General features: G+C 74.3%; 24 protein-coding genes, 3 pseudogenes and 1 riboswitch. Of the genes and pseudogenes, 11 read left to right on the forward strand and 16 right to left on the reverse strand.

Annotated features, from left to right (window positions below; genetic code table 11):
- Positions 1 to 118 precede the first annotated feature (118 nt).
- The 3 genes from E4198_RS19420 to pnuC all read right to left on the reverse strand — a co-directional run bounded on the left by E4198_RS19420 (position 119) and on the right by pnuC (position 2,711).
- Positions 119 to 880 carry an alpha/beta hydrolase gene (locus tag E4198_RS19420; RefSeq protein WP_136184275.1) on the reverse strand — a complete coding sequence of 254 codons (762 nt, stop codon included), beginning with the start codon at positions 878 to 880 and terminating at the stop codon, positions 119 to 121.
- A gap of 62 nt (positions 881 to 942) precedes the next feature.
- Entirely contained in the window at positions 943 to 2,043 is a 1,101-nt protein-coding gene (locus E4198_RS19425; RefSeq protein ID WP_136184276.1) for an AAA family ATPase, read from the reverse strand.
- A complete protein-coding gene (gene pnuC / locus E4198_RS19430) occupies positions 2,040 to 2,711 on the reverse strand; it encodes a nicotinamide riboside transporter PnuC (protein ID WP_136184277.1) in 672 nt (223 codons plus the stop codon). The genes E4198_RS19425 and pnuC overlap by 4 nt, the downstream gene beginning before the upstream one ends.
- Positions 2,712 to 3,259: 548 nt before the next feature.
- Here pnuC and E4198_RS19435 point away from each other — a divergent pair.
- On the forward strand, positions 3,260 to 3,523 hold the full coding sequence (locus E4198_RS19435) for a chaplin (protein WP_136184278.1): 264 nt from the start codon (positions 3,260 to 3,262) through the stop codon (positions 3,521 to 3,523).
- 93 nt (positions 3,524 to 3,616) lie between these two features.
- On the opposite strand, the gene E4198_RS19440 is transcribed toward E4198_RS19435, so the two are convergent.
- A complete protein-coding gene (locus tag E4198_RS19440) occupies positions 3,617 to 4,951 on the reverse strand; it encodes an SPFH domain-containing protein (RefSeq protein ID WP_136184279.1) in 1,335 nt (444 codons plus the stop codon).
- Positions 4,948 to 6,678 carry an SPFH domain-containing protein gene (locus tag E4198_RS19445; RefSeq protein WP_136184280.1) on the reverse strand — a complete coding sequence of 577 codons (1,731 nt, stop codon included), beginning with the start codon at positions 6,676 to 6,678 and terminating at the stop codon, positions 4,948 to 4,950. Before E4198_RS19445 ends, E4198_RS19440 begins: the two co-directional genes overlap by 4 nt.
- A 214-nt stretch (positions 6,679 to 6,892) precedes the next feature.
- Between E4198_RS19445 and E4198_RS19450 the strand changes: the two genes are divergently transcribed.
- The gene (locus tag E4198_RS19450; RefSeq protein WP_136184281.1) at positions 6,893 to 7,771 is read left to right on the forward strand and encodes a hypothetical protein; all 879 of its coding nucleotides are present in this window, start codon (positions 6,893 to 6,895) and stop codon (positions 7,769 to 7,771) included.
- Positions 7,772 to 7,855: 84 nt separating this feature from the next.
- Here E4198_RS19450 and E4198_RS19455 read toward each other — a convergent pair whose 3' ends face one another.
- The 4 genes and pseudogenes from E4198_RS19455 to E4198_RS19470 form a co-directional block, all read right to left on the reverse strand.
- Complete coding sequence (locus E4198_RS19455) at positions 7,856 to 9,100, reverse strand: peptidoglycan DD-metalloendopeptidase family protein (RefSeq protein ID WP_136184282.1); 1,245 nt, start codon at positions 9,098 to 9,100, stop codon at positions 7,856 to 7,858.
- A 5-nt stretch (positions 9,101 to 9,105) separates the two neighbouring features.
- A riboswitch (cyclic di-AMP (ydaO/yuaA leader) is annotated at positions 9,106 to 9,292 on the reverse strand.
- A gap of 387 nt (positions 9,293 to 9,679) precedes the next feature.
- Positions 9,680 to 10,489, reverse strand: coding sequence for a response regulator (locus E4198_RS19460; RefSeq protein ID WP_136184283.1), 810 nt, complete (start codon positions 10,487 to 10,489; stop codon positions 9,680 to 9,682).
- Positions 10,486 to 11,400 (reverse strand): oxidoreductase, encoded by a 915-nt coding sequence (locus tag E4198_RS19465; protein WP_136184284.1) that lies wholly within the window; start codon positions 11,398 to 11,400, stop codon positions 10,486 to 10,488. The genes E4198_RS19460 and E4198_RS19465 overlap by 4 nt, the downstream gene beginning before the upstream one ends.
- A gap of 162 nt (positions 11,401 to 11,562) precedes the next feature.
- A pseudogene (locus E4198_RS19470) lies at positions 11,563 to 11,742 on the reverse strand (nitrite reductase (NAD(P)H) small subunit); the annotation flags it as partial.
- 198 nt (positions 11,743 to 11,940) lie between these two features.
- Here E4198_RS19470 and E4198_RS19475 point away from each other — a divergent pair.
- Positions 11,941 to 12,621 (forward strand): helix-turn-helix domain-containing protein, encoded by a 681-nt coding sequence (locus E4198_RS19475; protein WP_136184286.1) that lies wholly within the window; start codon positions 11,941 to 11,943, stop codon positions 12,619 to 12,621.
- On the opposite strand, the gene E4198_RS19480 is transcribed toward E4198_RS19475, so the two are convergent.
- Complete coding sequence (locus E4198_RS19480) at positions 12,596 to 13,015, reverse strand: VOC family protein (protein WP_136184287.1); 420 nt, start codon at positions 13,013 to 13,015, stop codon at positions 12,596 to 12,598. The two genes, E4198_RS19475 and E4198_RS19480, sit on opposite strands and share 26 nt — an antisense overlap.
- A gap of 86 nt (positions 13,016 to 13,101) precedes the next feature.
- On the opposite strand from E4198_RS19480, the gene cutA reads away from it, so the two are divergent.
- Together cutA and E4198_RS19490 are read left to right on the forward strand one after the other, a co-directional pair.
- Entirely contained in the window at positions 13,102 to 13,455 is a 354-nt protein-coding gene (gene cutA / locus E4198_RS19485) for a divalent-cation tolerance protein CutA (protein ID WP_136184288.1), read from the forward strand.
- Positions 13,456 to 13,565: 110 nt separating this feature from the next.
- Positions 13,566 to 14,597 (forward strand): NAD-dependent epimerase/dehydratase family protein, encoded by a 1,032-nt coding sequence (locus E4198_RS19490; RefSeq protein WP_136184289.1) that lies wholly within the window; start codon positions 13,566 to 13,568, stop codon positions 14,595 to 14,597.
- A 10-nt stretch (positions 14,598 to 14,607) separates the two neighbouring features.
- On the opposite strand, the gene E4198_RS19495 is transcribed toward E4198_RS19490, so the two are convergent.
- Positions 14,608 to 15,084, reverse strand: coding sequence for a hypothetical protein (locus tag E4198_RS19495; protein WP_136184290.1), 477 nt, complete (start codon positions 15,082 to 15,084; stop codon positions 14,608 to 14,610).
- Positions 15,081 to 16,532: a molybdopterin-dependent oxidoreductase gene (locus E4198_RS19500; RefSeq protein ID WP_136185496.1), complete on the reverse strand. Its 1,452-nt coding sequence runs from the start codon at positions 16,530 to 16,532 to the stop codon at positions 15,081 to 15,083. Before E4198_RS19500 ends, E4198_RS19495 begins: the two co-directional genes overlap by 4 nt.
- Before the next feature lie 395 nt (positions 16,533 to 16,927).
- Here E4198_RS19500 and E4198_RS19505 point away from each other — a divergent pair, with 395 nt between their 5' ends.
- Positions 16,928 to 18,340 carry a hypothetical protein gene (locus E4198_RS19505; protein WP_247597755.1) on the forward strand — a complete coding sequence of 471 codons (1,413 nt, stop codon included), beginning with the start codon at positions 16,928 to 16,930 and terminating at the stop codon, positions 18,338 to 18,340.
- 62 nt (positions 18,341 to 18,402) lie between these two features.
- Here the strand turns inward: E4198_RS19505 and E4198_RS19510 are convergent, their stop codons facing one another.
- Genes E4198_RS19510 through E4198_RS19520 form a run of 3 tightly spaced genes read right to left on the reverse strand, consistent with a single transcriptional unit; the run spans position 18,403 to position 20,425 of the window.
- Complete coding sequence (locus E4198_RS19510) at positions 18,403 to 19,038, reverse strand: class I SAM-dependent methyltransferase (RefSeq protein ID WP_247597959.1); 636 nt, start codon at positions 19,036 to 19,038, stop codon at positions 18,403 to 18,405.
- A gap of 44 nt (positions 19,039 to 19,082) precedes the next feature.
- Entirely contained in the window at positions 19,083 to 19,751 is a 669-nt protein-coding gene (locus tag E4198_RS19515) for a TIGR04282 family arsenosugar biosynthesis glycosyltransferase (protein WP_136184293.1), read from the reverse strand.
- Positions 19,748 to 20,425 carry a glycosyltransferase family 2 protein gene (locus E4198_RS19520; RefSeq protein WP_136184294.1) on the reverse strand — a complete coding sequence of 226 codons (678 nt, stop codon included), beginning with the start codon at positions 20,423 to 20,425 and terminating at the stop codon, positions 19,748 to 19,750. The genes E4198_RS19515 and E4198_RS19520 overlap by 4 nt, the downstream gene beginning before the upstream one ends.
- Before the next feature lie 125 nt (positions 20,426 to 20,550).
- Between E4198_RS19520 and E4198_RS19525 the strand changes: the two genes are divergently transcribed.
- Complete coding sequence (locus E4198_RS19525) at positions 20,551 to 21,285, forward strand: response regulator transcription factor (protein WP_136184295.1); 735 nt, start codon at positions 20,551 to 20,553, stop codon at positions 21,283 to 21,285.
- Complete coding sequence (locus E4198_RS19530) at positions 21,278 to 22,417, forward strand: HAMP domain-containing sensor histidine kinase (protein WP_136184296.1); 1,140 nt, start codon at positions 21,278 to 21,280, stop codon at positions 22,415 to 22,417. Before E4198_RS19525 ends, E4198_RS19530 begins: the two co-directional genes overlap by 8 nt.
- Here E4198_RS19530 and E4198_RS19535 read toward each other — a convergent pair.
- Positions 22,365 to 23,426 (reverse strand): annotated as a pseudogene (locus E4198_RS19535) (molybdopterin oxidoreductase family protein); the annotation flags it as partial. The gene E4198_RS19530 and the pseudogene E4198_RS19535 sit on opposite strands and share 53 nt — an antisense overlap.
- A gap of 80 nt (positions 23,427 to 23,506) precedes the next feature.
- Here E4198_RS19535 and E4198_RS25035 point away from each other — a divergent pair.
- The 3 genes and pseudogenes from E4198_RS25035 to E4198_RS19545 form a co-directional block, all read left to right on the forward strand.
- Positions 23,507 to 23,762: pseudogene (locus tag E4198_RS25035) on the forward strand (hypothetical protein); the annotation flags it as partial.
- A 53-nt stretch (positions 23,763 to 23,815) separates the two neighbouring features.
- Positions 23,816 to 25,198, forward strand: a complete 1,383-nt coding sequence (locus tag E4198_RS19540) for a deoxyguanosinetriphosphate triphosphohydrolase (protein WP_136184297.1) — start codon at positions 23,816 to 23,818, stop codon at positions 25,196 to 25,198.
- A gap of 165 nt (positions 25,199 to 25,363) precedes the next feature.
- The gene (locus E4198_RS19545) at positions 25,364 to 26,641 is read left to right on the forward strand and encodes an FAD-dependent oxidoreductase (RefSeq protein WP_136184298.1); all 1,278 of its coding nucleotides are present in this window, start codon (positions 25,364 to 25,366) and stop codon (positions 26,639 to 26,641) included.
- Positions 26,642 to 26,709 lie beyond the last annotated feature (68 nt).

Raw genomic sequence — 26,709 nt, forward strand, 5'->3', positions numbered from 1 at the left:
TCGTTTGCGCGGAGAGTCCGGGGACCCTGGTCAAACGTTTGCATGCGGAGAAGCTAGAGTCCCCGCCCACCACCGTCAAGACTTCCGTCCGCGGGCTTACCGGCTCGTGAGGTCGCTGTCAGCGAGCCGGCCGAGGCCCCGGCGCGACGCCTGCCGCACGTGCCACCGCGGCCGCGCTCGCCCGCAGGCCCCGGGCCGCGGTCTCGTCGTGGGCGGGTACGCAGCGGTCGCGCGCCGGATCGTACGCCGCGCCCAGTACGCCCGCGTGGTCCGCGTCCGGCTCGGTCAGGACGACCTCGTGGCCGTGCGCCCCGAGCACGTCCCGGAAGCGGCGCGACTCCTCCGGCGGCACGGTCACGTCGTCGGCGCCGTGCACGAGCTCGACGGGGCCCGCGGGGAGCGCCGCACCCGCCGACACCTCCGCCACCGCGGAGCGGGGCATGCCCAACTCCGGCTTGCCCACGGCGTACCGGCCGGCGATGCCGACGAACGCGGACGGGCGCCACCCGCCGACCCGCTCGGGCCGCAACGTCACGCCGGCCCCGGCGAGCGCCCCCAGCGACCACCCGGCCAGCACGATCCGGTCCGCGTCGCCGCCGTAGGTCTCCGCGTGCTCCCGCGTGAAGCGGACCGACTCCGACAGGTGCGCCCAGCCGCCGTCGGGGGCGTCCGGGCGCCAGTCCGGCACGGCGACCAGCAGACCGTGCGCGGCGATCGCGCCCGCGAGCGGCGCCAGCACGTCACGCTCGTCCGGTCCGCGTCCGTGCCACAGCAGCACCACCGGAACCGGCGAGGACGTCCGGACCGGCCGGTGGACGTCCAGTGCCTTCCCGCTCGGTCCGTACACGATGCCCTGCCGCACCTCTGCCGTCGCACTCATGCGGGCGAAGCTACCAGCGTCCGCGGACGGTTCGGGTCGCGGTGCCCCGGGGGCGTGCCCTGTCAGCCGTGCACCGGCAGCGGGTCGGTGAAGTGCCACGGCCCGGCCAGGAGCCGGTCCACCGCTTCGACGGCGGCGCCCAGCCGCCGTTCGTGCGGGCCGGTGATGAGCTCGTACGGGAGGTCGCGCGAGGTCAGTTCGGCGCGGAAGCGGGCGGTCATCCAGGCGCGCAGATGCGCGCCGTCGCGGAGGCCGTCGTTCTCGAAGGGCACGCCGGTGTAGTCGGTGAGCAGCCACAGGTCGTGGGCGCCGCGGGCGGCGACGGCGGCCACCCGCGGATCGTGGTGGCCGATGTACCGCTCGTGCCAGACGGTGGTGGCCAGTGCGTCGGTGTCGCAGAAGAGGACGGGGGAGCCGGTGCGCGCGGCGCTCTCCTCGTCGGCGAGCTGGCGCACGGCGACGGCGACGAACTCGTCCGAGTGCCAGGGGACGTCGGCGAAGCCGGCGCCGGGGCGGGCGGCGCGGAGGCGGGCGAACTTCTCCTCGCTGTACCGGCGGCCGTACTCCGGCACCCACCGGGTGTCCGCCCAGACGCCGCCCCGGGCCCGGAAGTGCGCGGCGAGGCCGCGCGCCAGGGTGGTCGTGCCGGTGGACTCGGCGCCGACGACGACCACGCGGCGGGCCAGTGCCGCACGGACGGGCCCGGCGAGGTGGTGCCAGTTGCCCACCGGGTCCTTGCGCACGGCCGTTCCCGAGACGGGGTGCGTGGTGCGGTCGGGGTCCACGGTCACGGCCGCGGCGCCGAAGCGGCGGCCGAGCTCGGCGCCGTACGGCTCGGAGGTGAAGACCGCGTCCACCGGCTCGGGCACGGCGGCGCGGAAGACCGCCATGTGCGCGTCCCAGACCGCGTCGTCGGTGTAGTCGACGGGCACGTCGTCGACGGTGCCGACGATCCGCACGTGCGGCTCCGGGTGCACCTCGCGCATCCAGGCCACACGGCGGGCCAGGGGGACCGACTCCACGGACGACGCGCACACGAGCACGGTCAGCCGCCGGCAGCGTGCGGCGGCCGTGCGCACGAGGTGGTGGTGGCCGGCGTGTGGCGGGTAGAACTTGCCCAGCACCAGCCCGTGTGCGAACTCCCCTGCGACGCCCCGGCTCACGCCGCTGCCCCGAGCGGCGCGGCCGGTGCGGGGCCCGTCCGGGCCGCGGTCCACTCGGCCCGCCAGCTGCGCAGGCCGACGACGCACAGGATCATGAAGCCGGCGTACAGCAGCGCGGTGAGGTGGAGGCCCTTGTAGGCGTAGAGCGGGACGTAGACGACGTCGGCCGCGATCCACAGGTACCAGGATTCCAGCTTCTTCCGGCACTGCCCGTAGGTGGCGGCCAGCGAGAGCGCGGTGGTCAGGGCGTCCCAGAACGGCACGGTGGAGTCGGTCGAGCGGGCCAGCCACAGCGTGAGCAGCGCGGTGACCGCGAGCGTCGTGGGTGCCAGCACCCACCAGGTACGGGCGTCGGTGCGGCTCACCGGCAGCCGTCCGGCCGCCGCCTCCGGCCCGCCCCGCAGCCAGGCCCACCAGCCGTACAGGGCGAGGGCGATGTAGACGACCTGGAGTCCTGCGTCGGCGTACAGGCCGGCCCCGGCGAACAGCAGGATGAAGAACAGGTTGTTGGCGATGCCGATCGGCCAGTTGGCGATGTGCTGCCGGGCGACGAGCCACACGCACAGCGCGCCGCTGCCGAGGCCGAGCACCTCGACCCAGCTGACAGGGGTGTCCAGCAGAGTGAAAAGGGGCTGCTGGAGCGGGGCGAGCAGGTCCGCGACGTCCACGCGTCGGCCTCCTTAAATGTCACAGTGACGATAACGGGGGCCGGGGGTCGCGACAAGGGGGATTTCCGGCAGCGGCCACAACCCCCCGGGGTGTTCGGCCGTCACTCGTCATCACGCTGTCGACACAGTGTCGCCACCGAGTGCGGGGAGCCGCAGATGACACATCCCTATGCGGGTGGAACGGGCGGAACGAGCGGGCGGGGAGGGCCGTTCGGGCCGCCGCCGGTGGCTCGGGCGGGGTGGTCGGCCCGGCCCGATGCGGCGCGGGGCGCACGGATCGGCTGCGGCTGAACACCCGCCGCGCAGGACCGCACGGAAGCATCTGATGATCCGCAGAGATGTTCGTCCGACTCCTCGCGCGGGTGGTGATCGTCACCCGAAAGAGTGGCGGTGGGGGCCGATGCCCCTCCGGGAGCGGCCGGGCCGCGAAGCATGCGTGGTGGCCGGGTCAACCGGCCGTCACGGCAACGGAGTTCGTCTGGCTGACGGAGTCCGGGGCCGCGCGCGTTCCCGCGCATCAAGCGATTTCTGCGAAAGGACTGTGCAGCATGACACGTCTGGCGAAGGCCGCCTCCATCGCCGTTGCCTCCGGCGCCGTGATCCTCGCCGGCGCCGGAGGCGCCGTCGCGGACAGCGGCTCGCAGGGCGCGGCCGTCGGCTCGCCCGGTGTGCTGTCCGGCAACGTCGTCCAGGTCCCGATCCACATCCCGGTCAACGTCTGCGGCAACACCGTCAGCGTGATCGGACTGCTGAACCCCGCGTTCGGCAACGTGTGCGTCAACGGCGGCCACGACGGCGGCGGCAGCTACTGACCGTCCCCTCGAGGGACGAACGACCCGGGCGGGGACGCCGGTGACGACCGGCGCCCCCGCCCGGGGCCGTGTAGGGGAAGAGAGCCGGAGGGCTCAGTCCCGCGCGGTGCGCTCCTCGATCGCGTCGCGCAGCGCGCCCTGCGCCTCCCGTGCCGCCGGCATACCGGACAGGCGGGGCAGGAGCTGGGCCGTCAGCAGCGTGGTGAGCGCCGAGGAGTCGGAGCCGCCGCCGTCCGGCCCGTCGGTACGGACCACGATCGGCTGCGGAGCCGAACCGGCCAGCGTCGCCCCGACGTCCAGCCGCCGCCGCGCCAGTTCGTACTGGAGCACCGCCCGGTTGTCCCGGTACGCCTGCGCCAGCCGGCGCTGCGCCCGGGCCTCGTTCTCCGCCGAGATCAGCCCGCTGCGACCGCGCGTCTCGATCTCGAAGCGGACCTTCTGCGCCTCCGTCTCCTGCTCCTCCAGGAGCTGCGCCACCTGCTCGCGCGCCTGGTTGAGGGCGGCCTTGACCTCGACGATGCGCGCGTCGCGCACCTTCTTCGCCCGCTCGATGTCCATGCCCAGCGCGTCGATGCGGCGCTTGCGGGTGAGACCCCACTCCTGCTCGTACGCCGTCCGCTCCTTGGCGACCCGCTCCTTGGTGGACAGGTGCTGCTGGTACTGCGTCGGAAGCTGCACGTCCGGGATGTTGCAGCCGGTGATGCGCACGCCGTAGCGGTCCAGCTGACGGTTCAGCAGGTCCTGCATGTCGGCCACGTCCGAGCCGCGCAGGTCGTAGGCCCGCTCGGTCTGCACCTGGCGTCCGCGCTGCCGGATGGCGTCCTGCACCGCGCTGGACAGCACCAGGTCGAAGTTGCCGGCGCCGATGCTCCGCACGAACAGCACCGCGTCGGTGATGCGGAACTTCAGGAAGAACTCGATGGACCGCAGCGGCACGTTCTCCCGCGTCGGGCAGGCGACGACCGGTGCCGAGTACGGGATCTCCGTCGCGGTGTCCACCACGAAGTCCACCCGTTCCCACGGGTGCCACAGGTAGTGGCGGCCCGGGTCCAGCGTGCTCACGATGGCGCCGTAGCGGGTGAGGATGCCATTGGTGCCCTGCTCGATCTCCACGATCGACGAGCGCCACCACCACAGCCCGCCCGCGAGCAGGAAGAAGGCGCCGAGCACGTACGCCAGGGTGGCCAGCGCCCCGAACGCGACCTCTCCGGCGCCGCTGTCCGTGTCCTGGAGGCTCAGCATGACGCCTGCCAGCAGAGAGAAGACGCCGAGCCACATGGGCAGCATCCACCACACCCGACGCAGGTGACGGGGGATGATAACGGGCACGATGGTGCCGGCCTCGCCGCCGCGCAGGAGCCGCGGCACGTCGCTCCAGGGAGCGACCTCTTCGGTGATGACCGACCTGCGGTTGTGCGTGGCGCTCATTCCGCCCCCTCCTCGGTGCGCGCGGCGGCCGTGTCACCGGCCGGGACACCGGATACGTCCTGCGTGTCGTCCGCGACGGCGGCCGTCGGGTCCGTCTCACCCGGCACGGTGGGCCGTTCGGCCTCCCGCAGCGCCTGGATCTCCGGCTCGCGCTCGGCGATCCGCGCCGAGACCTCCTCCAGCCGGGCCCGCACGGCGGCCATGTCCGCCTCGGAGAACAGCTCCGTGCCGTGCTCGCCGACCATCTCCCGGGCCAGCGCCAGGAAGTCGACCCCGGCCGCGCCGTCACCCGTACCGGCGCCCGGCCCGCCGATGCGGACCAGCCGCGGCAGGTGGTCGGCGACCTCCTCCAGCGTGTCCAGGATCTGCTGCTGGTAGCGGTACTCCAGGATCTCCGGCGCCTCCGACGCGGTCACCGCGCGGATGTCCAGCGCCTGCGCCTCCAGCAGCGCCGCGTTCGCCTTCGCCTCCGACTCGGCCTGCACGTACCGCTGCCGGGCCAGCGCCTGGGCCCGGTTCGTCTCGCGCTCGACGGCGGTGTCCATCTGCGCCTGGTACTGCGCGATCTCCGCCTGGATGCCGGACAGCGTCTCCTGGCGGGTGGCCAGTTCCTTGCTCAGATCGCCCTCGTCCTGCTCCTTGCGGAGCTGGAGCGCGTACTCGTGGGTGTAGGCGTCCTTGGCCATCCGCACCATCTCCGGCGCGGCCAGGTGCATCCGGTAGCCCTGGTCGGAGGGTTCGGCGTGCGTGATGTTGGCGTTCGTCAGCTCCACGGCGGGCAGGAACTGGTTGTTCAGCTGCTCCAGCAGCCGCCCGGTGTCCTCGCCGACCATGTCGTAGATGCCCGAGGCCTCCTGCTCGTAGATGAGGCTGCGGATGGTCTCGCTGACCGCGTTGTTCAGCTTCTCCTCGAAGCCGCGCACGGCGCCCAGGGTGTAGACGAACTCCTGCGGGTCCCGGATGCGGAACTGGATGAAGAGGTCGATGGACGCCTTCACGCCGCCCCGCGTCGGAGCCTCCCGCACCGGCGCGTTGAACGGGTACTCGCGGGTCGTGTTGACGATGTACGACACCCGCTTGAACGGGCTGATCAGCACGACCCGGCCCGGACCGACGACCTTTTCCAGCTTGCCGAACCGGGTGATCAGCGCCTGGCTGCCGTCCGGCACCATCACCATGCCTTGCCGCCACCAGACGAACGCCACCGCGGCCAGCGACATGACCCAGTAGTGCAGCCCGAAGAGCGGGTGCGTCAGCGTGCCGACGCCGGTCGCGCCCGACGTGGCCGCCGCGATGGACGTGCCGATGACGCCGAGGACCAGCAGCAGCGATACGGGCAGCATGCTGAGGAACGACCGGCCGCGCGGGATCACCATCGGGCAGATGGCGTGCACCTTCCGCCGTCCGTCACGCTCCTGCCGGCTGCGGTTGAGCGCCTCGCCCGCCTCGTCCAGCGGCACGGTCTGCTCGGACATCACGGTGTCGATGTCGCCGCCCTGCTCCCGCGCTGCCGGGAAGTCGGCCGGGTCGATGCTGTCCTCCTGGAGCAACTCCTCCCGGCTTCCGGACGCGCCCCGGCTCAGCCTGCCGGCGACGCCGCTCCCGCTCTCCGCCGCATCCCCCGCGTGCTGCCGCAGCGCGTCCTCGGCGACGGAGCGCGGATCGGCTCCGCCTGCCACCGCTTGGGCGGCTCTGCGTAGGTTCTGGCCACGTGAAGCCACGAACATCCCCCTGTCTCACGTCTGCGTCTTCGGCCCTCCATCCCACACCATGCTCCGGACCTGCGGAAAGCCGGGCACGCCGATCGTGACGCGACCGGTACGGGTGGCCCGCGCGGGATGCGTGTTGACACCCGGCCCTTCGTTCGGTTGGTTGGACGCCGCCGCTGCCGCGCACGGCGGCGGACACGGCACAGCGAGAACTCACACGGGGGGCGGCGCCATGAGCGACCCGGGCATGCAACAGGGCGGAGTCGGGGCGACGGCGGCCGACTTCCCGCCGACCGCGCAGTCGTTGAAGACGGTCCTCCGCGCCTGGACGGCGGTGCTCGCCGCCGCCCCGCTGTTCGCGGCCCTGGGTGTGCTGCTCCTGGCCATGGACGGCGACTACGGCTTCTACCTCGTCATCTTCGGCGTGGGCATGACCGTCGGCGCCCTGATGTGGCTGTCCTATGCGCGGAAGATGCGTGCGGCGCTGCAGCGCGGCCCCTGGGCGGCCTGCCGGGCGACGACGGTCAGCTCGGGCCTCAACAACCCGACGGTGGTGGTCCAGGACCCCGCCACGGCGGAGCTGCGGGTCTACGTGGCGCGCACGGCCCTGTGGTCGATGGACTGGGCGGACCCCGGGCCCGCCGGAGTGCTGTGGTGGGCCGCACACCCCGAGGGCGGCGCCGTCGTGTGCCGGCCGGGCGGCACCAGCCTCGTGTGGGCGAAGCCGCTGCGCGCGGGCCGGAAGCGGGACGCCGGGCTGGCGCAGGCGGCCCAGCGCGGCCTGATGCAGCAGCCCGGAGGGCAGCAGGGGTGGGGCGGACAGCCCCAGCAGCACCCGCAGGCTCCGCACCCGCAGGCTCCGCACCCGCAGGCTCCGCACCCGCAGGCTCCGTATCCGCAGCATCAGCCCCCGCAGCCGGGGTGGACGCCGCCGCCCGGCGGTCAGGGCGGACCGGGCTGGGGGCAGCAGCCCCCGGCGGCGCAGCCGCCGCACCCGCAGCAGCAGCCGGGCTGGGGGCAGCAACCCCAGGCTCCGCAGCCGGGGCACGGGCCCTACCCGGGTCAGGGCCAGGGCGGCCACCCGGGCCAGGGACCCGGCGGCGGGTGGTGAGCCGCGCGTGCGCGGCCTGAACACGACGCCGCCCGGCGCGCCCCGGGAGGGGCGGCGCCGGGCGCGTGCGCGGGGCGGGGTGCCTCAGAGGGAGACGCCGTTGGCCCGCAGGTACTGGACCGGGTCGATGTCCGAGCCGTAGTCCGGGCCGGTGCGCACCTCGAAGTGCAGGTGCGGGCCGGTGCTGTTGCCGGTGGAGCCGACGGCCCCGATCTGCTGGCCGGCGCTGACGCTCTCGCCCGCCGAGACGGACAGCGAGGACAGGTGGCCGTACTGGCTGTACCGGCCGTCCTCGTGCTGGATGACGACCTGGTTGCCGTACGAACCGGCCCAGCCCGCGGAGACGACCGTGCCGTTGGCGACGGACTTCACCGTGGTGCCGGTGGAGGCGGCGAAGTCCACACCGGTGTGGTAGCCGCTGGACCAGCTGGCGCCGGTCTGGTGGTACGGGGTGCTCGTGGCGGCCTCGACCGGGGCGGAGAAGCCGCTGGCGGCGCTCTCGGCCTGGGAGGTGTCCGCGGACTCCGCGGCGGCGGAGCCGGCGTCGGAGCTCCCCGAGTCCTGCTTCGGCGCCGGAGCCTTCTTCTCGGGCTTCTCGGCGGTGTCCTTCTTCGGCGCCTCGCTCTGCGTGGCGCTGGCGGCGGAGCCGTTCAGGCTGAGCTCCTGGCCCGGGTAGATCAGGTCCGGGTTGCCGCCGATGACCTCGCGGTTGCCGTCGTAGACGGTGTTCCAGCCGCCGTCCACGTCGTGCGCGTTGGCGATCTTGAACAGGGTGTCGCCGCTGACCACGGTGTAGCTCTCGGTCTTGGCGTCCTTCGGGGCCTTCGTGTCCTGGGCACCGGTGTCGGCCTTCGGGGCGGCCTGCTTCGGGGCCTCGGCGGTCTCGGCCTTCGAGGCGGCGGCGTCCTCGCCACCGCCGTTCGGGTCGATCTGCGGGTCGCCGCTGTTCTGCTGCAGGCCGGCCTGCGGGCCGCAGACGGGCCAGGCGCCCGGGCCCTGGAGGGCGAGCAGCTTCTCGGCGGCGGCTATCTGCTGGTCCTTGGTGGCGAGGTCGGCGCGGGCCGCGAACTCGGTGCCGCCGGCGGCCTCCCAGCTGGACTGGGTGAACTGCAGGCCGCCGTAGAAGCCGTTGCCGGTGTTGATGCTCCAGTTGCCGGTGGACTCGCACTGGGCGACCTTGTCCCAGGTGTCCACGGAGGCGGCCTGGGCGCCGCCGGCGGTCACGAGCGGAAGGGCGATGCCGGCGCCGCCCGCGGTCAGGGCGAGAGCGGTGGCGCGGCGGGTGAAACGCTGCGTCTTGGAGCGACGATGACGTCCGCGTGCAGACATGGCTGTGGTCCTCTCCTACGCCTGCGAGGTGAGCTGTCGGGTTCGGGCTGGAGTTGCCCGGTCGCCTGTGCGAGCGCATGAGCGGCACTCGCTGCGACTTCACCCCAAGCCGTCCGGTGCGTGACGTACCGGCGCGGCACTTACCTTGGGTCCCCCACTCCTGCCGTTCGTGGGTCACGGGTGGCTCCTGCTCCGGGCGGCAGGACTCGGCGTCCCGGCTCAGGGCCGCCGCACGAGCGCGGCGGCGGAGGGAACGAAAACACAAGGGTTCGGATTGCGGCAAGAAAGTCGGGTTTACGGACGGTCTTCACGCGGGCTTCACGCCACTCCGACACGACTGTGTGCTGCTGTCCGTTTTCGTTGAGTTGTCGCGATCTTCGTGTGTCGAATGCTCAACTCGACGCTATTGGTGGGGAGTTGAGGAGGCCCCGAATTTTGACCCGGCGCGCGGCGCGCCCCGCTGAGACCGTGTTGTTATTCGCGTCACGCTGCGAGGAACAGAGCGCCAATATCCATCCTGAAGCACCAAATAGGACGTAACGGTCTTCCCTGCGGTAATGCATCGGTATCGTGCGGATCTCAGTCCCGTCCGGTCCGGGGTGGCGTGGCGCCGGGGAGGCGGTACCGGCGCTCCGGGCGACCCGTGGTGCCGTACCGCAGCGACACCTCGGCCTCGCCGCCGGCCGCGAAGTGCTCCAGGTAGCGCCGCGCGCTCACCCGGGAGAGCCCGCTCAGCTCCGCGCACTCGGCTGCCGAGAGGTCTCCCGGTGCCTCCTTCAGCGCCCGCCGTACGAGCGCCGCGGTCTGCGCGGTCAGTCCCTTGGGGAGGGCCGGTGGCTCGCGCGGCGGCGCGGCGGCTCGCGGAAGCCCGGCGGGGGAGCCGAAGACCCGGTCGACCTCCGCCTGCCCGGCCTCGCCTGCCGCCGCGAGTGCCGCCAGTTCGCGCCGCCGCTGTGCGTAGGCGAGCAGCCGCTCCCGCAGGGTCCTGCTCTCGAACGGCTTGATGATGTAGTGCACGGCCCCGCCGAGCTGGGCTCCGCGCACGGTCTCCACGTCGCGTGCTGCGGTGACCACCAGGACGTCCACCCCCGGGGAGGCGGGCGCGTTGCCCTTCTCCTCGCCGGGGTCGCCCCGCAGTGCGCGCAGGACGTCCAGCCCTGACATGTCCGGCAGGTAGATGTCCAGCAGCAGCAGGTCCGGGCGCAGCGCGCGCACCGCCGTCAGTGCCTCGGCGCCGGTCCGGGCCTCTCCGGCGACGGCGAATCCGGGGGTCTGATCGACCATCGCGCGGTGCAGTCGGGCGACCATGAAGTCGTCGTCCACGACGAGCACCCGCACCGTCGGCCTGTCGTCCGGCCCGTTATGTCCTGGTGCGTGGTGGTGTGTCATTCCAGGGCCTCGTAGCGCACGCCCGTCAGCTCCTCGGACGCCTCCCACAGCTTCCGGGCCATCGCCGGGTCCCGCGCCCAGGGCGCCCGCCAGGCTGCGCCCGGCGCGCCGCGCAGCCCCAGCAGTCGCGGCCCCACGAAGGCCCCGGGACCCACCTCCGCGGAGGTGGCGGCGTAGAGCGTGGCCGCCGCGCCCAGCTCGGCCGACGAACCGACGAGTGAGTTCGCGGCCCGCATCAGCCGCTCGCCGGTCCGGTCGCCGCTCAGCCGGGGCCCCTTGGTCTGCAGCTCGGTCGACGCGTATCCGGGGTGGGCGGCCGCCACGACCATGCCGCGCTCCCGAGTGCGGCGCGCCAGCTCCAGTGTGAAGAGCAGGTTCGCCGTCTTCGAGCGCCCGTACGCCGTCCAGCGCCGGTAGCGGCGCTCGCTGTTCAGGTCCGCCGGATCGATGCCCGAGACGACGTGCATGAGGCTGGAGACGTTCACGACCCGTGCGTCGCCGGCCGCCAGCAGCCGTTCCGTGAGCAGGCCGGTGAGCGCGAAGTGCCCGAGGTGGTTGACGCCGAACTGCATCTCGAAGCCGTCGGCGGTCAGCGAGTGCGGGATCGCCATCAGCCCCGCGTTGTTGACCAGCAGGTGCAGCGGCTTGTCCGGCATCCCGGCCGCGAACTCGCGGATGCTGCCCAGATCGGCCAGGTCCAGCCGGCGCAGCTCCGCGTCCGCCTCCGGAACCTCCGCGAGCAGCCGCTCCAGCGCCCGTTCGCCGCGCGACCGGTTCCGGCAGCCCAGCACGACGCGCGCGCCGCGCCGGGCCAGCTCGCGGGCCGTCACATAGCCCAGACCGCTGTTCGCGCCGGTCACGACCGCGGTGCGGCCGTTCTGGTCGGGAATCCTGCGTGCCGTCCAGCCCATCGCCTGCCGCGCTCCTCGCCGTGTCGCCCTGCCGACTTCGCCGTGCCGCTGCGTACCGCCGTCGGCGTGCCGGCCCGGTGCGTCCGCGCCGACCTGCTGTTTCGTACCCGCCCAGGGTAGAGCGGCCGGCGGGCCACGGCGAGGGCGGCGTCGGGCGTGGCGTCAGGCGGCCGGAGGGGGCGCGGAAGCCGCGGCGGGGGTGGGCGACATGCGCACCGGGTGGACCGGAACCGACACGTCCGCGTCGTCCAGGCAGCGGCCCGTGGCCAGGTCGAAGCGCTGCTTCAGCAGCGGCGACGCCACGAAGGGCCGCCCCGCGTCCGAACCGGTCAGGCCGCGGGCGGGCGGCGGCCATGCCGCCGCCGACCACCAGCCGCCGCTTCTCCGAAGTCATGCACAGCAGCCTGGGGCGGCGGTGTTACCCCACGGGATCATCGCTGTCTCCTCGCGCAACGCCGTCCTCAGCCCGCGCCTGCCGCCGCTGTGAGCCCCGCCCCGGATCGCCCCCTCACCGGCCGCACGGTCCGGCATGCTGGGGACATGTACAGCGAGCGCGGCTCCCGGCTCGGAGGCGGCGCCGTCGTCTGGAGCCGCACGGTCCCCGGGACGGCGACCACCGGGCTGGTGCTGCCGGACGGCTGCATGGACCTGATCTGGAACGACGGTCTGCTCGTCGCCGGCCCCGACACCACCGGCCACGCCACGCAGGAGACGCCCGGCACCCGCTGGACCGGCGTCCGCTTCGCCCCCGGCACCGGCCCCGCCGTGTTCGGCGTGCCCGCGCACGAACTGCGCGACCGGCGGGTGCCGCTGGACGCCCTGTGGCCGGAGCGCGAGGTGCGGCTGCTCGCCGAACGCGTCGCCGCCGCGCCGGACCGGGGCGCGGTGCTCGAGACAGCGGCCTGGCGCCGTGAGCGGCCCGACCCGCTGTGCGCACCGCTGGTCGCGGCGCTGCGGCAGGGCCTCGGCGTCGCGGCGGCGGCCGACGCGGCTGGGCTCAGCGAACGGCAGCTCCGCCGCCGGTCGCTGGACGCCTTCGGCTACGGCCCGAAGACCCTGGCCCGGGTGCTGCGGATGCGGCGCACGCTGCGGCTCGCCGAGGCCGGGACTTCGTTCGCCGAGGTGGCGGCCACGGCGGGCTACGCCGACCAGGCCCACCTCGCCCGCGAGGTGCGGGCGTTGACCGGCTGGACGCTCAGCCGCCTGCTGGCGCGTCGCTGAGCGGCGCGAACAGGTCCACGGTGTTGCCGTCCGGGTCCTCCACCACGGCGTACCGCTGACCCCAGAACGCGTCCCACGGCTCCTTGTGCCCCGGATGCCCGGCGGCCGTCAGCCCGGCGTAGACCTCGTCCACGCCGGCCGGGCCGTCGCACAGGAAGGCGAGGGAGATGCGCCCGTTGACCTCCGCCCGGGTCGGCCGGGGCCAGCCGGGGTCGAAGGAGGCCACGGTGTCGTCGGAGTCCCAGGCCATGCGCAGCCCGCCCGGCAGGACCGCCTCCACATGGGCCTCGGTGTCCGCGCCGGCCGGGATGTCCAGGCCGAGGCGCCGGTAGAAGGCGAGCGAGGCGGCCATGTCCGCCGTGACGATGCCGATGAGGCCGAAACGAGGTGCCATACCGGGAACGTACGGCCACCGCCCGCCCCAGGTCTTGAACGAAACGGCCACGTCCCGCCGTACGGGCTCCCCTTTACCGTGGGGGCATGGCTGAGATCGTTCCGGAGACCCTGACCGTGCTCACGACCGTGGACAGCGCCGCGAAGGCGGAGAGCCTCGCGCGCGGTGCCGTCGAGCGGCGGGTGGCCGCCTGCGCGCAGATCAGCGCGCCGGTCACCTCCGTCTACCGGTGGGAGGGCACGGTGCAGACCGACCCGGAGTGGCAGGTGCTCTTCAAGACGGCCGCCGCCCGCTACGACGCCCTCGAGGCGTACATCCGGGAGGCGCACGACTACGACGTGCCGGAGATCATCGGCACGCCGGTGGTGCGCGGCGGCGCCGACTACCTGCGCTGGGTCGTCGAGGAGTGCACCGACCCGGAGGCGACCGCCGAGGTCTGACCGGCCGTCCGGTCCGGCCGGCTCCGGCGGATGTGACGAATCGCTGACGGCGCGCCGCCCGGGCGCGCCGCCACCCGCCCGCACGGCTCGCGGGGCCGTACGGTGAGGCCATGCGCGTACTGGTCACCGGCGGGGCCGGATTCATCGGCTCGCACGTCGTCACGGCACTGGAGAAAGCCGGTCACGAACCGGTCGTCCTCGACATCGCGGCCGACCCCGCGTCCGGCGCGGTGCGCGGAGACGTCCGCGACCGGGAGGCGTTGGCCGCCGCCCTCGCGGGCGTCGACGCGGTCAGCCACCAGGCCGCGATGGTCGGGCTCGGCAAGGGCTTCACCGACGCCGCGTCCTACGTCGGGGTCAACGACCTGGGCACCGCGGTGCTGCTGGAGGAGATGGCCGGAGCCGGTGTTCGTACGCTGGTGCTCGCCGGGTCGATGGTGGTCTACGGGGAAGGCCGGTACGTCTGCACCGCGCACGGCGTGGTGCGGCCGGGCCCGCGCTCCGTGGAGGACCTGGAGCAGGGCCGTTTCGAACCGCCGTGCCCGCACTGCGGCGAGCCGCTGCGGCCCGGCGCGGTGACCGAGGACGCCCCCGTCGACCCCCGGAACGTCTACGCCACGACGAAACTGGCCCAGGAGCACCTGGCCGCCGTCTGGGCCCGCGCGTCGGGCGGCGGTGCGATCAGCCTCCGCTACCACAACGTCTACGGCGACGGCATGCCGCGCGACACCCCGTACGCGGGCGTCGCCTCCTTCTTCCGCTCCTCGCTGGAACGCGGAGAGGCGCCGCAGGTGTACGAGGACGGTGGCCAGCGGCGGGACTTCGTCCACGTCACGGACATCGCCGCGGCCAATGTCACCGCGCTGGAGGCGCTGGCCGCTGGCGAGGCGCCGCCGAGCGGGCTGCGGGCCTACAACACCGGCAGCGGACACCCGCACACCGTCGGGGAGATGGCCACCGCGCTGGCCGGCGCGTTCGGCGGCCCGGAACCGGCCGTCACCGGTGAGTACCGGCTGGGCGACGTCCGGCACATCACGGCCTCCTCGGACCGGCTCCGCGACGAACTGGGCTGGCGGGCCCAGGTGGGGTTTGCCGAGGGCATGAAGGCGTTCGCCGCGGCCCCGCTGCGCCCGGCCGGCTGACGGGCCGCGTTCACTCCGCCCTGGCGTCCCGGCCCCTCCGCGGCCGGGACGCCAGCGTGCGCACGGCGTACAGCAGTGCCGACGCCGCGAACAGACCCGCCGTCAGCAGCAGCCAGCGTCCCCAGAACACGTCCGGGTCGAGGGTGCTGTAGCGCCGGTAGTTGTCCGACAGGCCCAGGATCAGCGGGTACCACACCAGCAGCAGCACACCGGAGACGAACGCCGGCACCCGCACGTGGTTGACGACCGGGGACGGCGGGGCGCCGGGCCGTCGGCGGACCAGCACTCCTTGCAGCGCCCGGTCCGCCGCGCCGTACAGCGGCAGCAGGACCAGGTCGTGCAGCAGCGCCGCGCCGACGAACCAGATCAGGATGCCGACCACCGGCCCGCCCTCCAGCAGGCGCAGCCCCGCGTAGGCGGTGACGGCGAACGACGCGAGCATCAGCAGTGTGCGCAGGGGCGCGGTGGCGCTGCGGCCTCCGGTCATGCCGAACCCTCCTGGTTCTGGCCGAAGGTGAGCCGGGTGACCCACTTGGTGTTGTGCACGCCCGGGTTGTTGGGGACGATCACTCGCGCCGGGAAGCCGTGGTCGAGGGAGAGGTCGGCGCCGTTCACCCGCAACGCCAGGAGCGAGCGGGTGTCGCGCACCTGGTTCTCGCGCAGCAACGCCGCCCGGAACGATCCGCTGAGCTGCAACGACTCCACGAACACCCCGGGCGCCGGGCCCTGGCCGACCATGGCGGCCAGGTCGGCCAGCCGGACACCCGTCCACTCCTGGTCGCCGGTCGACCAGCCTTCGACGCAGGCGATGGGCAGCAGCGCGGTGTGCTGCGGCAGTTCCAGCAGCGCCGCCCGGTCCAACACCTCCCTCCGGCCGCCGGGACCGCGCACCGTCAGCCGCCAGTCCGGGCCGACGTCGGCGGTGCGGACGCCCCGGGAGCGCGCGGTCTTGTTGACCTGGAACCCGTTCTGTCCCGGGCCGGGGTCCTGACTGCGCGGCGCCAGCAGCGCCACGTCCCGCAGCGGCCCGCCCGTGGACTGGCCGACGGTCACCACGACCATGGTCAGGGACCCCAGCCCGACCATCCCCAGCGCGCCCCGGCGGGAGATCGTCGGTGCGGCGGGTGCGGTCGGGACGAGCCCGGTCCCGTCCGGCGGCTCGGGCTCGGTGCGGCGGGTCGGCGTGCGCAGTTCCTCCCGCAGACTCCGGCCGCGCAGCGCACGGCGCACCCGCCCCACCCGCAGGGCGACGTGCACGATCAGCGCGGCGAGGAACACCCACGCACCGTAGAAGTGCAGCGGATAGAACGAGCCGGGGAAAACGTACTCGAGCTGGACGTTGAGCACGCCCGTCACGAACTCGAACAGGGTGCTGCCGACCAGCAGCAGCAGCGAGACGCGCTCCAGCGCGTGGTTGACGGAACGTACCGGCGGCCAGGTGAAGAGGCGCGGGATGACCGACCACAGCTTCGCCAACAGGACGGGCACGAGCGCCAGACCCACCGTCACGTGCAGGCCCTGGGTGAGCCGGTAGAGCCAGTACGGGCTGGTGGGCCAGGAGAAGAGGTAGAAGCCGAGCAGTCCCTTACCGGGCGTGCGGTCGTTCGGTGCGCCGAGCCCCGGGTTGTAGGCGGCGTACGACAGCAGACCGGTCACGGTCACGACGAGCAGGCCGCCGAGCAGCACCAGGCCCAGGACGGAGGTCAGCCACGGGCCGCGCAGCGGGCTGCGCCAGAAGCCGGGCCGGAACGGTCCGGGCGGTGGGGCGGTGAGGCGGGCGAGCGGCGAAGCCGCGGGTTCGGCGGGTTCGGGTGCGGAGGGCTTCCCGGCGGCCGGGCCGGGGGCCGCGGCGGGCACCTCCGCGCCCGGTTCCGGTCCTGGTTCTGGCTGGGGTTCGGGTGCCGGCTGGGGTTCCGGTTCTGGTCCGGTCTCCATGCCTCCATCCGGGCGGACTTCCGGAGTCGGGCGTTCCGGGACCGTGCCCCCCTGCTCCGGCGTGCGTCCGGGCTCACCGTCGGCTGCGGACTCCGTCCCGCCGCCCGGCGCGGACGGCCCGGAGTCGGCCTCCGGCTCGTGCGCGGGCTCCCGTTCGGGACGTTCGTGCCGTTCGCCGTCGTCGTGGTCCATGCTCGGACTCTCTCTCCTCGGAGGCCGGTGCGGAGCGCCTGCATCCGACGCTAGGCCACGCAGACCCGCCCTCCGGGGAGGTCGCCCATGACGAAACGGTGACGTCACGGGCCCGCGGCCAGGCCCGCGGCATCTCTGACATTCCGATGACACCCGCACGGCGGAACCCTGACGCACCCTCCGGTCCGCCTACGGTGAACCGGATGAGCGGAACGCAGCGGGAGGCCACGCCTCCGGAGGAACAGGACGGCGACGCAAGCCCCGGACGACACTCTGCCGGGACGGCCCGCGACCTCGTAGTGGCCGCGCTCGCGGTGCTGCTCTTCGCCGTCGCCGCCGTCGTCGGGCATCACCTGCACGTCACCTACGACGCCCTGCACCTCGGCTGGCCGCCGCTGTACGCCCAGTGGGAGCCCCACATCGGGCCCGGCACCCCTGCGGCCCTGGTCGTGGCGGCGCTCGTCGTCCTCCAGGGCCCGGCGCTCGCCCGGAGACTGGCCTGGCGTCCCCTGGTCTGGGCGGCCTGGGGCGGATCGATGGCGTGGTGCTGGGCGCTGGCGCTGGTCGACGGCTGGGACCGGGGCGTCGCGCGCAGGCTCACCACCGGCTACGAGTACCTCCAGGAGGTCGACCGGGTCGACGACATCGGCCATACCCTGCGCGTCTTCACCGACCACATCCTGCTCGGCGCGCCCGACAACTGGGTTCCGCACGTGGCAGGGCACCCGCCGGGCGCCCTGCTGACGTACGTGCTGCTGGACCGGATCGGTCTCGGCGGCGGCCCCTGGGCGTCCGTCTTCACCGTCACCGTCGCCTCCTCCGCCGCGGCGGCGGTGCTGGTCGCGGTGCGGGCGCTGTGCGGCCCGGACACCGCCCGCGCCGTCGCCCCGTTCGCGGTGCTCTCGCCGGCGGCGGTGTGGTTCGCGGTCTCCGCCGACGGCTACTTCGCGGCCGTCGCCGCCTGGGCGCTGGCCCTGCTCGCCCTCGCCGCGGCCCGCACCGCACGGTGGCCGAAGGCGGCCGCCGTCGGGTCCGGCCTGCTGTTCGGGCTGCTGTGTCACCTCTCCTACGGCCTGGTGCTGGTCGGGCTGATCGCCCTGGCGGTGCTGCTCGCGGCCCGCACCTGGCGGCCGGTGCCGCTGGTGCTGCTCGGCATGCTGCCCTGGTTCGCCGCGTTCACGGCGGCCGGCTTCTGGTGGTTCGACGGCTATTTCACCCTCGTCGAGCGCTACTACCAGGGCGCGGCCCGCATCCGTCCCTACGGCTACTTCGTGTGGGGCAATCTGGCCGCGAACGTGGTGACCGTCGGCCTTGCGGCCGTCGCCGGGCTGCGCCGGGCTGTACCCGAACTCCCGCGTGCGGTGCGGGTGCTGCGCCGGTCCCCGCCGACCGGGCCGACGGCCCTGGCCGTGCTGGTGGCGGGTGCCCTCGCAGCCGTGCTGGCGGCCGACGTATCCGGGATGAGCAAGGCTGAGACCGAACGGATCTGGCTGCCCTTCACCCTCTGGCTGACCGCGGCCGCGGCCCTGCTTCCCCGGCCTACGCACCGGTGGTGGCTCGCCGCCCAGGCCGCCGTCGCGCTGGCCGTCAACCACCTGCTCTTCACCGGCTGGTGACCTGCCCGGGCCGCCGGGCGCGGCGCCCGGCGGTCGCGCCCGAGACCGTGCGCCCGGGCAGGTCAGGTGCGGCGCAGCGCCAGGAAGGGCCGCCCCTGCGCGGACCACTCCTCGACGACCGACCAGCCCGCGAACTCCGCGTGGCGGCGCAGCGCGGCCGTTCCGAGCCGCGCCCAGTGAAACGTTTCGCTGCGGCCCCCGTCGCCGTCGTCCAGGCACACCTCCACACGTTCCTCGATGTCCGCCCGGGCGGCTTCGGCGAGGAGCAGGCCACCCGGCGTCAGCAGGGCGCGGATGCGGTCGAGGAGAACGGCAGGGTCCCCGCCGATACCGATGTTGCCGTCCATCAGCAGCACGCTGCCCCACCGTCCCTCACCGGGCAGCGGATCGAAGACGGACCGCAGCAGAACCGTCCCCCCGAGGCCGCGGGCGCGGGCCACCGCGAACGGGGCCGTGTCGATGCCGAGCACCGGCCGCCCGCTGCGCGCCAGAGCCGCGACCATGCGGCCCGGTCCGCAGCCCACGTCGAGTACCGGGCCCGTGCAGCGCCCCAGGACGGCGAGATCGGCCGCGTCCGCCCGAGCGCACCACCGCTCCACGTCCAGTGGCAGCAGCCAGCCGTCCGGCCGCCGCAGGTACAGCGGCCCACGGCCGGCGCGCAGCGCCTCGGCATACGGATCGGCGCACCATGGCGGCATCTTCGCCGGGCGGGACGTGACACGCGCACGTGCCGGGGTGCCGGTCATCGCGCGGACACCTCCCGCTGCGCGGCGGCGAACGCCGCGGCGAACCGGCTCCGTGCGCACACCGCCGCGATCAGCGCCGCGTCCTCGCCGGTGTCCACGTCGCGCAGCACCGGCAGATCCCTCACCGTCAGCCCGGCGCGCAGCAGGCGGTCGCGCTGCTCGGCTCCGGTCCGTGCGGTCGACATCGGCACGCCGCGCACCAGTTCCGGGTCCGGCTCGGCCAGGCCCAGCGCCCAGAACCCGCCGTCTGCGGCCGGACCGAACCAGGCGTCACAGGTGTCCCAGCCGTCCGGCGCCAGCACCGGCGCCAGGAGCCCCGGGCGCAGCTGCGGGGTGTCCATCCCGACCAGCAGCGCCGGGCCGTCGCAGCCCGCGAACGCGGCGGCGATCCGTTCGTCGAGACCGCCGTCGGCCTGGGGCACGACCTCGAAGCCGGCGTCCCGGGGAAGCCACGCGCCCGGCTGCCCGGACAGCACCAGCACCCGTCGGCGGACGGGAAGAGCCGCGACCGTCTCCAGGGTGTCGTGCAGCGCCGCCTCCGCGAGCCGTGCGGCCTGCTCCGGGGAGTAGGGCGGCGTGAGCCGCGTCTTCACCCGGCCCGGTACCGGCTCCTTGGCGATCACCAGCAGCGTCGTCGGGCCCGTACCCGTGCCCCCCGCCGTCATCGGAGGACCGCCCGCATGTCCTGCACCGCGTGCCAGGTGCCGCGCCAGGTGCCGGTGACCTTCGACTCCCCGGTACGAGGCCGGTACGCCACCTCCGTCTCGTGGACGCGCCAGCCCGCGTCGGCGGCCCGCACCACCATCTCCAGGGGGTAACCGCTGCGCCGGTCGGTGATCCCCAGTTCGAGCAGCCGGCTCCGCCGCGCGACCCGCAACGGTCCCAGGTCGCGCAGTCGCAGGCCGGTACGGCGGCGCACCATGCCGGCCAGCGCCCGGTTGCCGGCCCGCGCGTGCAGCGGCCAGGACCCCCACGAGGTCGGCCGCCGCCGCGCGAGGACCAGGTCGGCCCTACCGTCCAGGACGCGGGCGGCGACGCCGGGCAGCGCGCCGGGGTCGAGGGAGGCGTCGCAGTCGCAGAAGGCCACCAGGTCCGCTTCCGCGGCCTCCAGCCCGGCATGGCAGGCGGCGCCGAAACCCCGCCGCGGCTCGTGCACCACCCGGGCGCCGTGCGCCCGGGCGACGTCCGCCGAACCGTCCGTCGAACCGTTGTCGACGACCAGCGCCCGCCAGCCGTCCGGGATGCGGGCGAGGACCCACGGCAGCGCCTCCGCCTCGTTGAGGCAGGGCAGCACGACGTCCCCGGTCAGGGGCTGAGGAGATGTCACCGAATCGCTCATCACCGTTCACCCTAGGTACGCGGAGGCGCCGAAGAGGTCATGCGGCTCCTTACGGAATACGGACGTCCGCCGCACGGCGGACGCAACCGCTCCGCGGACCGCCCGCCCGCTGCGAGACTCGAGGCATGCAGCAGCCCACGAGCCCCCGGCGCGTCCTCGTCGTCGACGACGACCCCACCGTCACGGAAGTGGTCAGCCGGTACCTGGAACGCGCCGGCTTCACCGTCGCCACCGCCGCCGACGGGAACGACGCGCTGGTCCGCGCGGAGGCGGGCCCCCCGGACCTCGTGGTGCTCGACCTGATGCTGCCCGGCCGGGACGGCCTGGAGGTGTGCCGCCTGCTGCGCGCCCGGGGCCCGCTGCCGGTCGTGATGCTCACCGCCCGCGGCGACGAGGAGGAACGCATCCTCGGCCTGGAGGTGGGCGCCGACGATTACGTGACCAAGCCGTTCAGCCCCCGGGAACTGGTGCTCCGGGTGGAGTCCGTGCTGCGCCGCGCCGCCGCCGCGCCCTACGGAGGGCCGGGGCTGAGCGGCGGCGGCGTCACGCTCGACCCCGCCGCGCGAACGGTGCACGACGCCCGCGGCCCCGTTTCCCTCACGCTCCGCGAATTCGACCTGCTGGCCCATTTCCTGCGTCACCCCGGGCGGGTCTTCCGGCGGGAGGAACTGATGTCGGCGGTGTGGGGCTGGGACTACGGCGACCTGTCCACGGTGACGGTGCACGTGCGGCGGCTGCGTCACAAGATCGAGGCCGATCCGGCCCGGCCGCGCCTCATCACCACCGTGTGGGGCGTCGGCTACCGCTTCGACGGCGCCCCCGGGGACGACGGCCCGGAGAGGGCGGCCCGCGATGCGTGACCTGCTGCTCATCGCCTGCTACGCGGCTGCCGGCTCCGCCGTCGCCGGCGTCCTCGGCGCGGTCGCGCTGCGCGCCGTACGCCGCCGCTCCGTCGCCCTCTCGCTCGCCGTTCCCGCCGTCGTCGCGGTCGGCGCGATGCTCGCCGGCACCCTCTCGGTGGCCTGGGCGATGTTCCTCTCCTCGCACGACCTGGCCGTGATCACCATGGTGTGCGCGGTGGCTGCCGCCACCTCCACGGCGACCGCGCTGCTCCTCGGCCGCAGGGTGAGCCGCGCCCACCGGCGGCTCGAGGACGCCGCGGGAGCCCTCGGCGACGGGCAGGGCTTCCAGGCCCCCGACGCACCCATGCCCGCCGAACTCGCCTCGCTGGCCCGCCGCCTGACGGACACCAGCGTCCGGCTGACAGCCTCCCGGGAGCGCGAGGCCGCGCTGGAGGCCTCCCGTCGGGAACTGGTCGCGTGGATCTCGCACGATCTCCGTTCCCCGCTCGCCGGCCTGCGCGCCATGGCCGAAGCCCTCGAGGACGGCATGACCGACGAGCCCGCCCGCTACCACCGCCGGATGCGCACCGAGGTCGAACGCCTGACGGAGATGGTGAACGACCTGTTCGAGCTCTCCCGGATCCAGGCCGGCTCCCTGGCCCCCTCGCTCGCCCGGATATCCGCCTACGACCTGGTCGGCGACGCGATCGCCGGCGCCCACCCGCTGGCCGCCGGCCGCGGCGTCCGGCTCACCGGCGACGGCGTGCAGCCCCTGCCGCTGAGGGCAGACGGGAACCAGATGTCCCGTGTGCTGGCCAACCTGCTGGTCAACGCCATCCACCGGACCCCGGCGGACGGCACCGTCGCGGTCTCCGCCCGCGAGGTCGGCGACACCGCGGTGCTCGCCGTCACCGACGGCTGCGGCGGCATCCCCGCGGACGAACTGCACCGGGTCTTCGACACCGGCTGGCGCGGGGAGCACGCCCGCACGCCACCGGCCGGTGCCGGACTGGGGCTGGCCATCGTCCGGGGCATCGTCGAGGCCCACGCAGGCTGTGTCTCGGTCCGCAACATCCCCGGCGGCTGCCGGTTCGAGGTCACTCTTCCGCTGGCTCGCCGCACCGTTCCACGCGCACCGCGCACACCTTGAACTCCGGCATCCGCGACACCGGGTCCAGCGCCGGGTTGGTGACCGTGTTGGCCCGCCCCCGGCCGGGCCAGTGGAACGGCATGAACACCGTGTCCGGCCGGATGTCCGAGGTGACCCGCGTGGGCGCGAAGGCGCGGCCGCGGCGGGAGACCACGGCGACCGGGTCGCCCTGGCCGTTGCCCTGGCCGGTGAGCGCGCCGTACCCGGACAGCGGGCGGCCCGCCCGGCCCGTCGCCAGGCACAGGTTGATCCACGCGCCGACCGTGTCCGTCCCCTTGGACTGCTGCTCCGGACCGCGCGCCGTGAGCATCATCGACGCCTCCGCGTCGCAGAACAGCTCCACCGCCCGGCGGATCCGGGGCAGCGGCACGCCGGTGACGCCCTCCACCAGTTCCGGCCAGTGCGCTATCGCCGCCGCGCGGGCCTCCGCCCAGCCGGTTGTCCGGGCGTCCACGAACGCCTGGTCGACGCGCCCCCGGCGGCCACCAGGTGCTGCATGCCCAGCGCGAGCGCGAGGTCCGTGCCGGGGCGCGGCGCCAGGTGCAGGTCCGCAACTGGGCCGTGCGGGTGCGGCGCGGATTCACGACGATCAACGTGCCGCCGTTGTCTCGGAGTTCGGTGAAGTAGTGCAGCGCCGGCGGCATGGTCTCCGCGGGGTTGGCGCCGACCAGGATCACGCAGCCGGTGCGCGGCACGTCCGCCAGCGGGAACGGCAGCCCGCGGTCCAGGCCGAACGCGTAGTTGCTCGCGGCGGCGGCGGACGACATGCAGAACCGGCCGTTGTAGTCGATCTGCGAGGTGTCCAGTACGACGCGGGCGAACTTCCCCAGCGCGTAGGCCTTCTCGTTGGTGAGCCCGCCACCGCCGAAGACGCCCACGGTGTCCGGGCCGTGCGCGGTCCGGACCCGCGACAGCCCGCGCGCGACGCCCCGCTGCGGCGACGGCGCACCAGCGGCCCGGTGAGCCGCGCACCGCGCGCCAGCACCTCGGGGGCCGTGCGGCCCTTCCCGCGGAACACCCGTCGCACCCGCCGCCGCGCCTGCTGTCGAGAACGCCGTGACCGGCCTGCGCGTGGGCGGGTACCGGCACCTCGCGCTGGCCTCCTGCTTCACCGCGCCGGGCCTCTGCGCCGCGCGCTGCGCTGCGGCGGCGCACCGCGCGGGAGGCGCCGCCCGTTGTGGCGTCAGCGCCGCTGGGCGCGCACCCCGCGCTGGCACGCCTGGTCCTGCGGCGGTACGACGAGGCAGTGCGTGCCCGGGAGACGTCGGGGCAGGAGGCGTCCGCACACGGCGCCCGCGCGGTCGTGCCGCGTACGGCTCCGTACCCGCACCCCCTCGCGGCCTGACCGAAGCGTGCCCCCACCGGCCGCGCGCCTCCCGCAGCACGTACGGTCGGCGCATGGACGGCACCCACGTCACCGGCCCCCGCGCAGGTGGCGGCAACCAGCCCGGCGGCCCCTACCGCCCCTGCGACACCGAGCGCTGGGCCCCGGAACCCGACAAGCGCCCCGGCCGTACCGCCTTCCAGCGCGACCGGGGCCGGGTGCTGCATTCGGCGGCGCTGCGCCGGCTGGCGGGCAAGACGCAGGTGGTGCCGGCGGTGCCGGCCGAGGTGTGGGGCGGGCCGGACGACGCCCCCGCCGTGGGGGCGTCCGGCGGGGTGTGGGATGCCAGCCCGCGCACCCGGCTCACGCACTCCCTGGAGTGCGCGCAGGTCGGTCGCGAGCTCGGGGCCGCACTCGGCTGCGACCCCGACCTGGTCGAGGTCGCCTGCCTGGCGCACGACCTGGGGCATCCGCCGTTCGGCCACAACGGTGAAAGCGTTCTGAGCGGCATCGCCGAACCCTGCGGCGGCTTCGAGGGCAACGCCCAGTCGCTGCGTCTGCTGGCGCGGCTGGAGCCCAAGCGCTTCGTGGCCCGCGACGACGCGGAGGACGGCCAGATCAGCGTCGGCCTGAACCTCACCCGCGCCGCGCTGGACGCCGCCACCAAGTACCCGTGGCCCCGCGGCGCCCACCCCGAGAACCCCGCCTCGGCGAAGTTCGGCGTGTACGAGGACGACCTGCCCGTCTTCGCCTGGTTCCGGGAGGGCGCACCCGACCGGCGCCGCTGCTTCGAGGCGCAGGTCATGGACTGGGCCGACGACGTCGCCTACTCCGTGCACGACGTCGAGGACGGCTTGCACGCCGGCCACGTCGACCCCAACCTCCTCCTCGCCGAGCCGGAACGCCGGGACGTCTTCGCCCTCGCCGCCCGCCGCTACGCCCCGGGTGCCGACGCCGCCGAACTGGCGGAAGCACTGGACCGGCTGCTGGACCAGGAGTGGTGGCCGCACGGCTACGACGGCACGGCCCTCGCGCAGGCCCGGCTCAAGGACGCCACCAGTCAGCTCATCGGACGGTTCTGCCTCGCCGCCGAAGGCGCCACCCGCAACCGTTACGGCTCCGGACGGCTCACCCGGTACGCGGCGGAGCTGGTCGTGCCCCGTGAAGCGCGGCTCGAATGCGCCGTCCTCAAGGCCGTCGCCGACCGCTATGTCATGCAGCGCGAGGACCAGGAGCGCCTCCGCGCCGACCAGCGCGTCGTGCTCGGCGAACTCGCCGACGCGCTGCTCGCCCGCGCACCCGAGGGCATGGACCCGCAGTACCGGTCGCTGTACTCCGAGGCCCCGGACGACGCCGCCCGGCTGCGCGTGGTCGTCGACCAGATCGCCGCGCTCACCGACGCCTCCGCCCGTTCGCTGCACGCCCGCCTCACCGCCGTACGGGGTCTACGGGCGTAGTGTGCGCCGGGTCCTCACCCGGTCGCCCCGCCGCCTTCCCGCACGGAGACTGATACGGGACGCTCGGTGGAGGGAACCCCGCGAAAAAGGGGAATCCTGTGCGGGGAGCAGTTCCCGCCCAGGGGACGCACAGGCCGGGGGGACGTCTCAACGAGGAGGCATCACGTGGTCGACGCACATCAGACCTTCGTCATCATCGGCGGTGGCCTGGCCGGCGCGAAAGCGGCGGAAACCCTGAGAGACGAGGGTTTCACCGGACGCGTCATCCTGATCGGCGACGAACGCGACCACCCCTACGAACGGCCCCCACTGTCCAAGGGCTACCTCACCGGCGGCACCGAACGCGACAGCGTCTTCGTGCACGCCCCCTCCTGGTACGCCGGGGCCGAGGTGGAACTGCACCTCGGCCAGCCCGCCGTCCGCATCGACCCCGAGGCCCGGGCCGTCACCCTCGGCGACGGCGCCCGGGTCCACTACGACCGCCTGCTCCTCGCCACCGGCGCCGAGCCGCGCCGCCTCAAGGTGCCCGGCACCGACCTGGCAGGCGTCCACCACCTGCGCCGCCTGGCGCACGCGGAACGTCTGCGGGGCGTCCTCGCCGCGCGCGGCAGGGAGAACGGCCACCTCGTCATCGCCGGCGCCGGATGGATCGGCCTGGAGGTCGCGGCCGCGGCCCGCGGCTACGGCATGGAGGTCACGGTCATCGAGCCCGAACCGACGCCGCTGCACGCCGTGCTCGGCCCCCAGATGGGTTCCTTCTTCACCGACCTGCACCGCGACCACGGCGTCCGCTTCCACTTCGGGGCCCGGCTGACGCGGATCGTCGGGCAGGACGGCATGGTGCAGGCCGTGGAGACCGATGACGGGGAGGAACACCCCGCGCACGAGGTGCTCGCCGCCATCGGTGCCGCTCCCCGCGTCGGCCTCGCCCGCGCCGCCGGGCTGGACCTCGCGGAGCGGCCCGTCGGAGGTGTGGCCGTCGACGCCTCGCTGCGCACCTCCGACCCGCACATCTACGCCGCGGGCGACGTCGCCGCCGAGCAGCACCCGCTGCTCGGCTCCCGGCTCCGCGTCGAGCACTGGGCCAACGCCCTCAACTCCGGCCCGGCCGCCGCCCGCGCCATGCTCGGGCAGGAGGTGACGTACGACCGGGTGCCGTACTTCTTCTCCGACCAGTACGACCTCGGCATGGAGTACTCCGGCTGGGCGCCGCCCGGCGCCTTCGACGAGGTGCTCGTCCGCGGTGACCTGGGCAAACGCGAATTCATCGCCTTCTGGCTGCGCGAGGGCCGGGTGCTGGCGGGGATGAACGCCAACGTGTGGGACGTCACCGGGCCGATCCAGCGGCTCATCCGCTCCGGCCGGCCCGTCGACCGCCAGGCCCTCGCCGATCCCGGCACGCCGCTGGAGTCGCTGGCCCCCGAGGAGACCGGGGAGGGGTGAGCGGCGGGCGGTGCGCCGGAAACAGACCCCTGGGGCCGGGGGCGGCGCCGTCCTCCGAACGGGTGCCG

Origin of the sequence: Streptomyces sp. RKND-216, from assembly GCF_004795255.1 — a bacterium.
Lineage (GTDB): Bacteria > Actinomycetota > Actinomycetes > Streptomycetales > Streptomycetaceae > Streptomyces > Streptomyces hazeniae.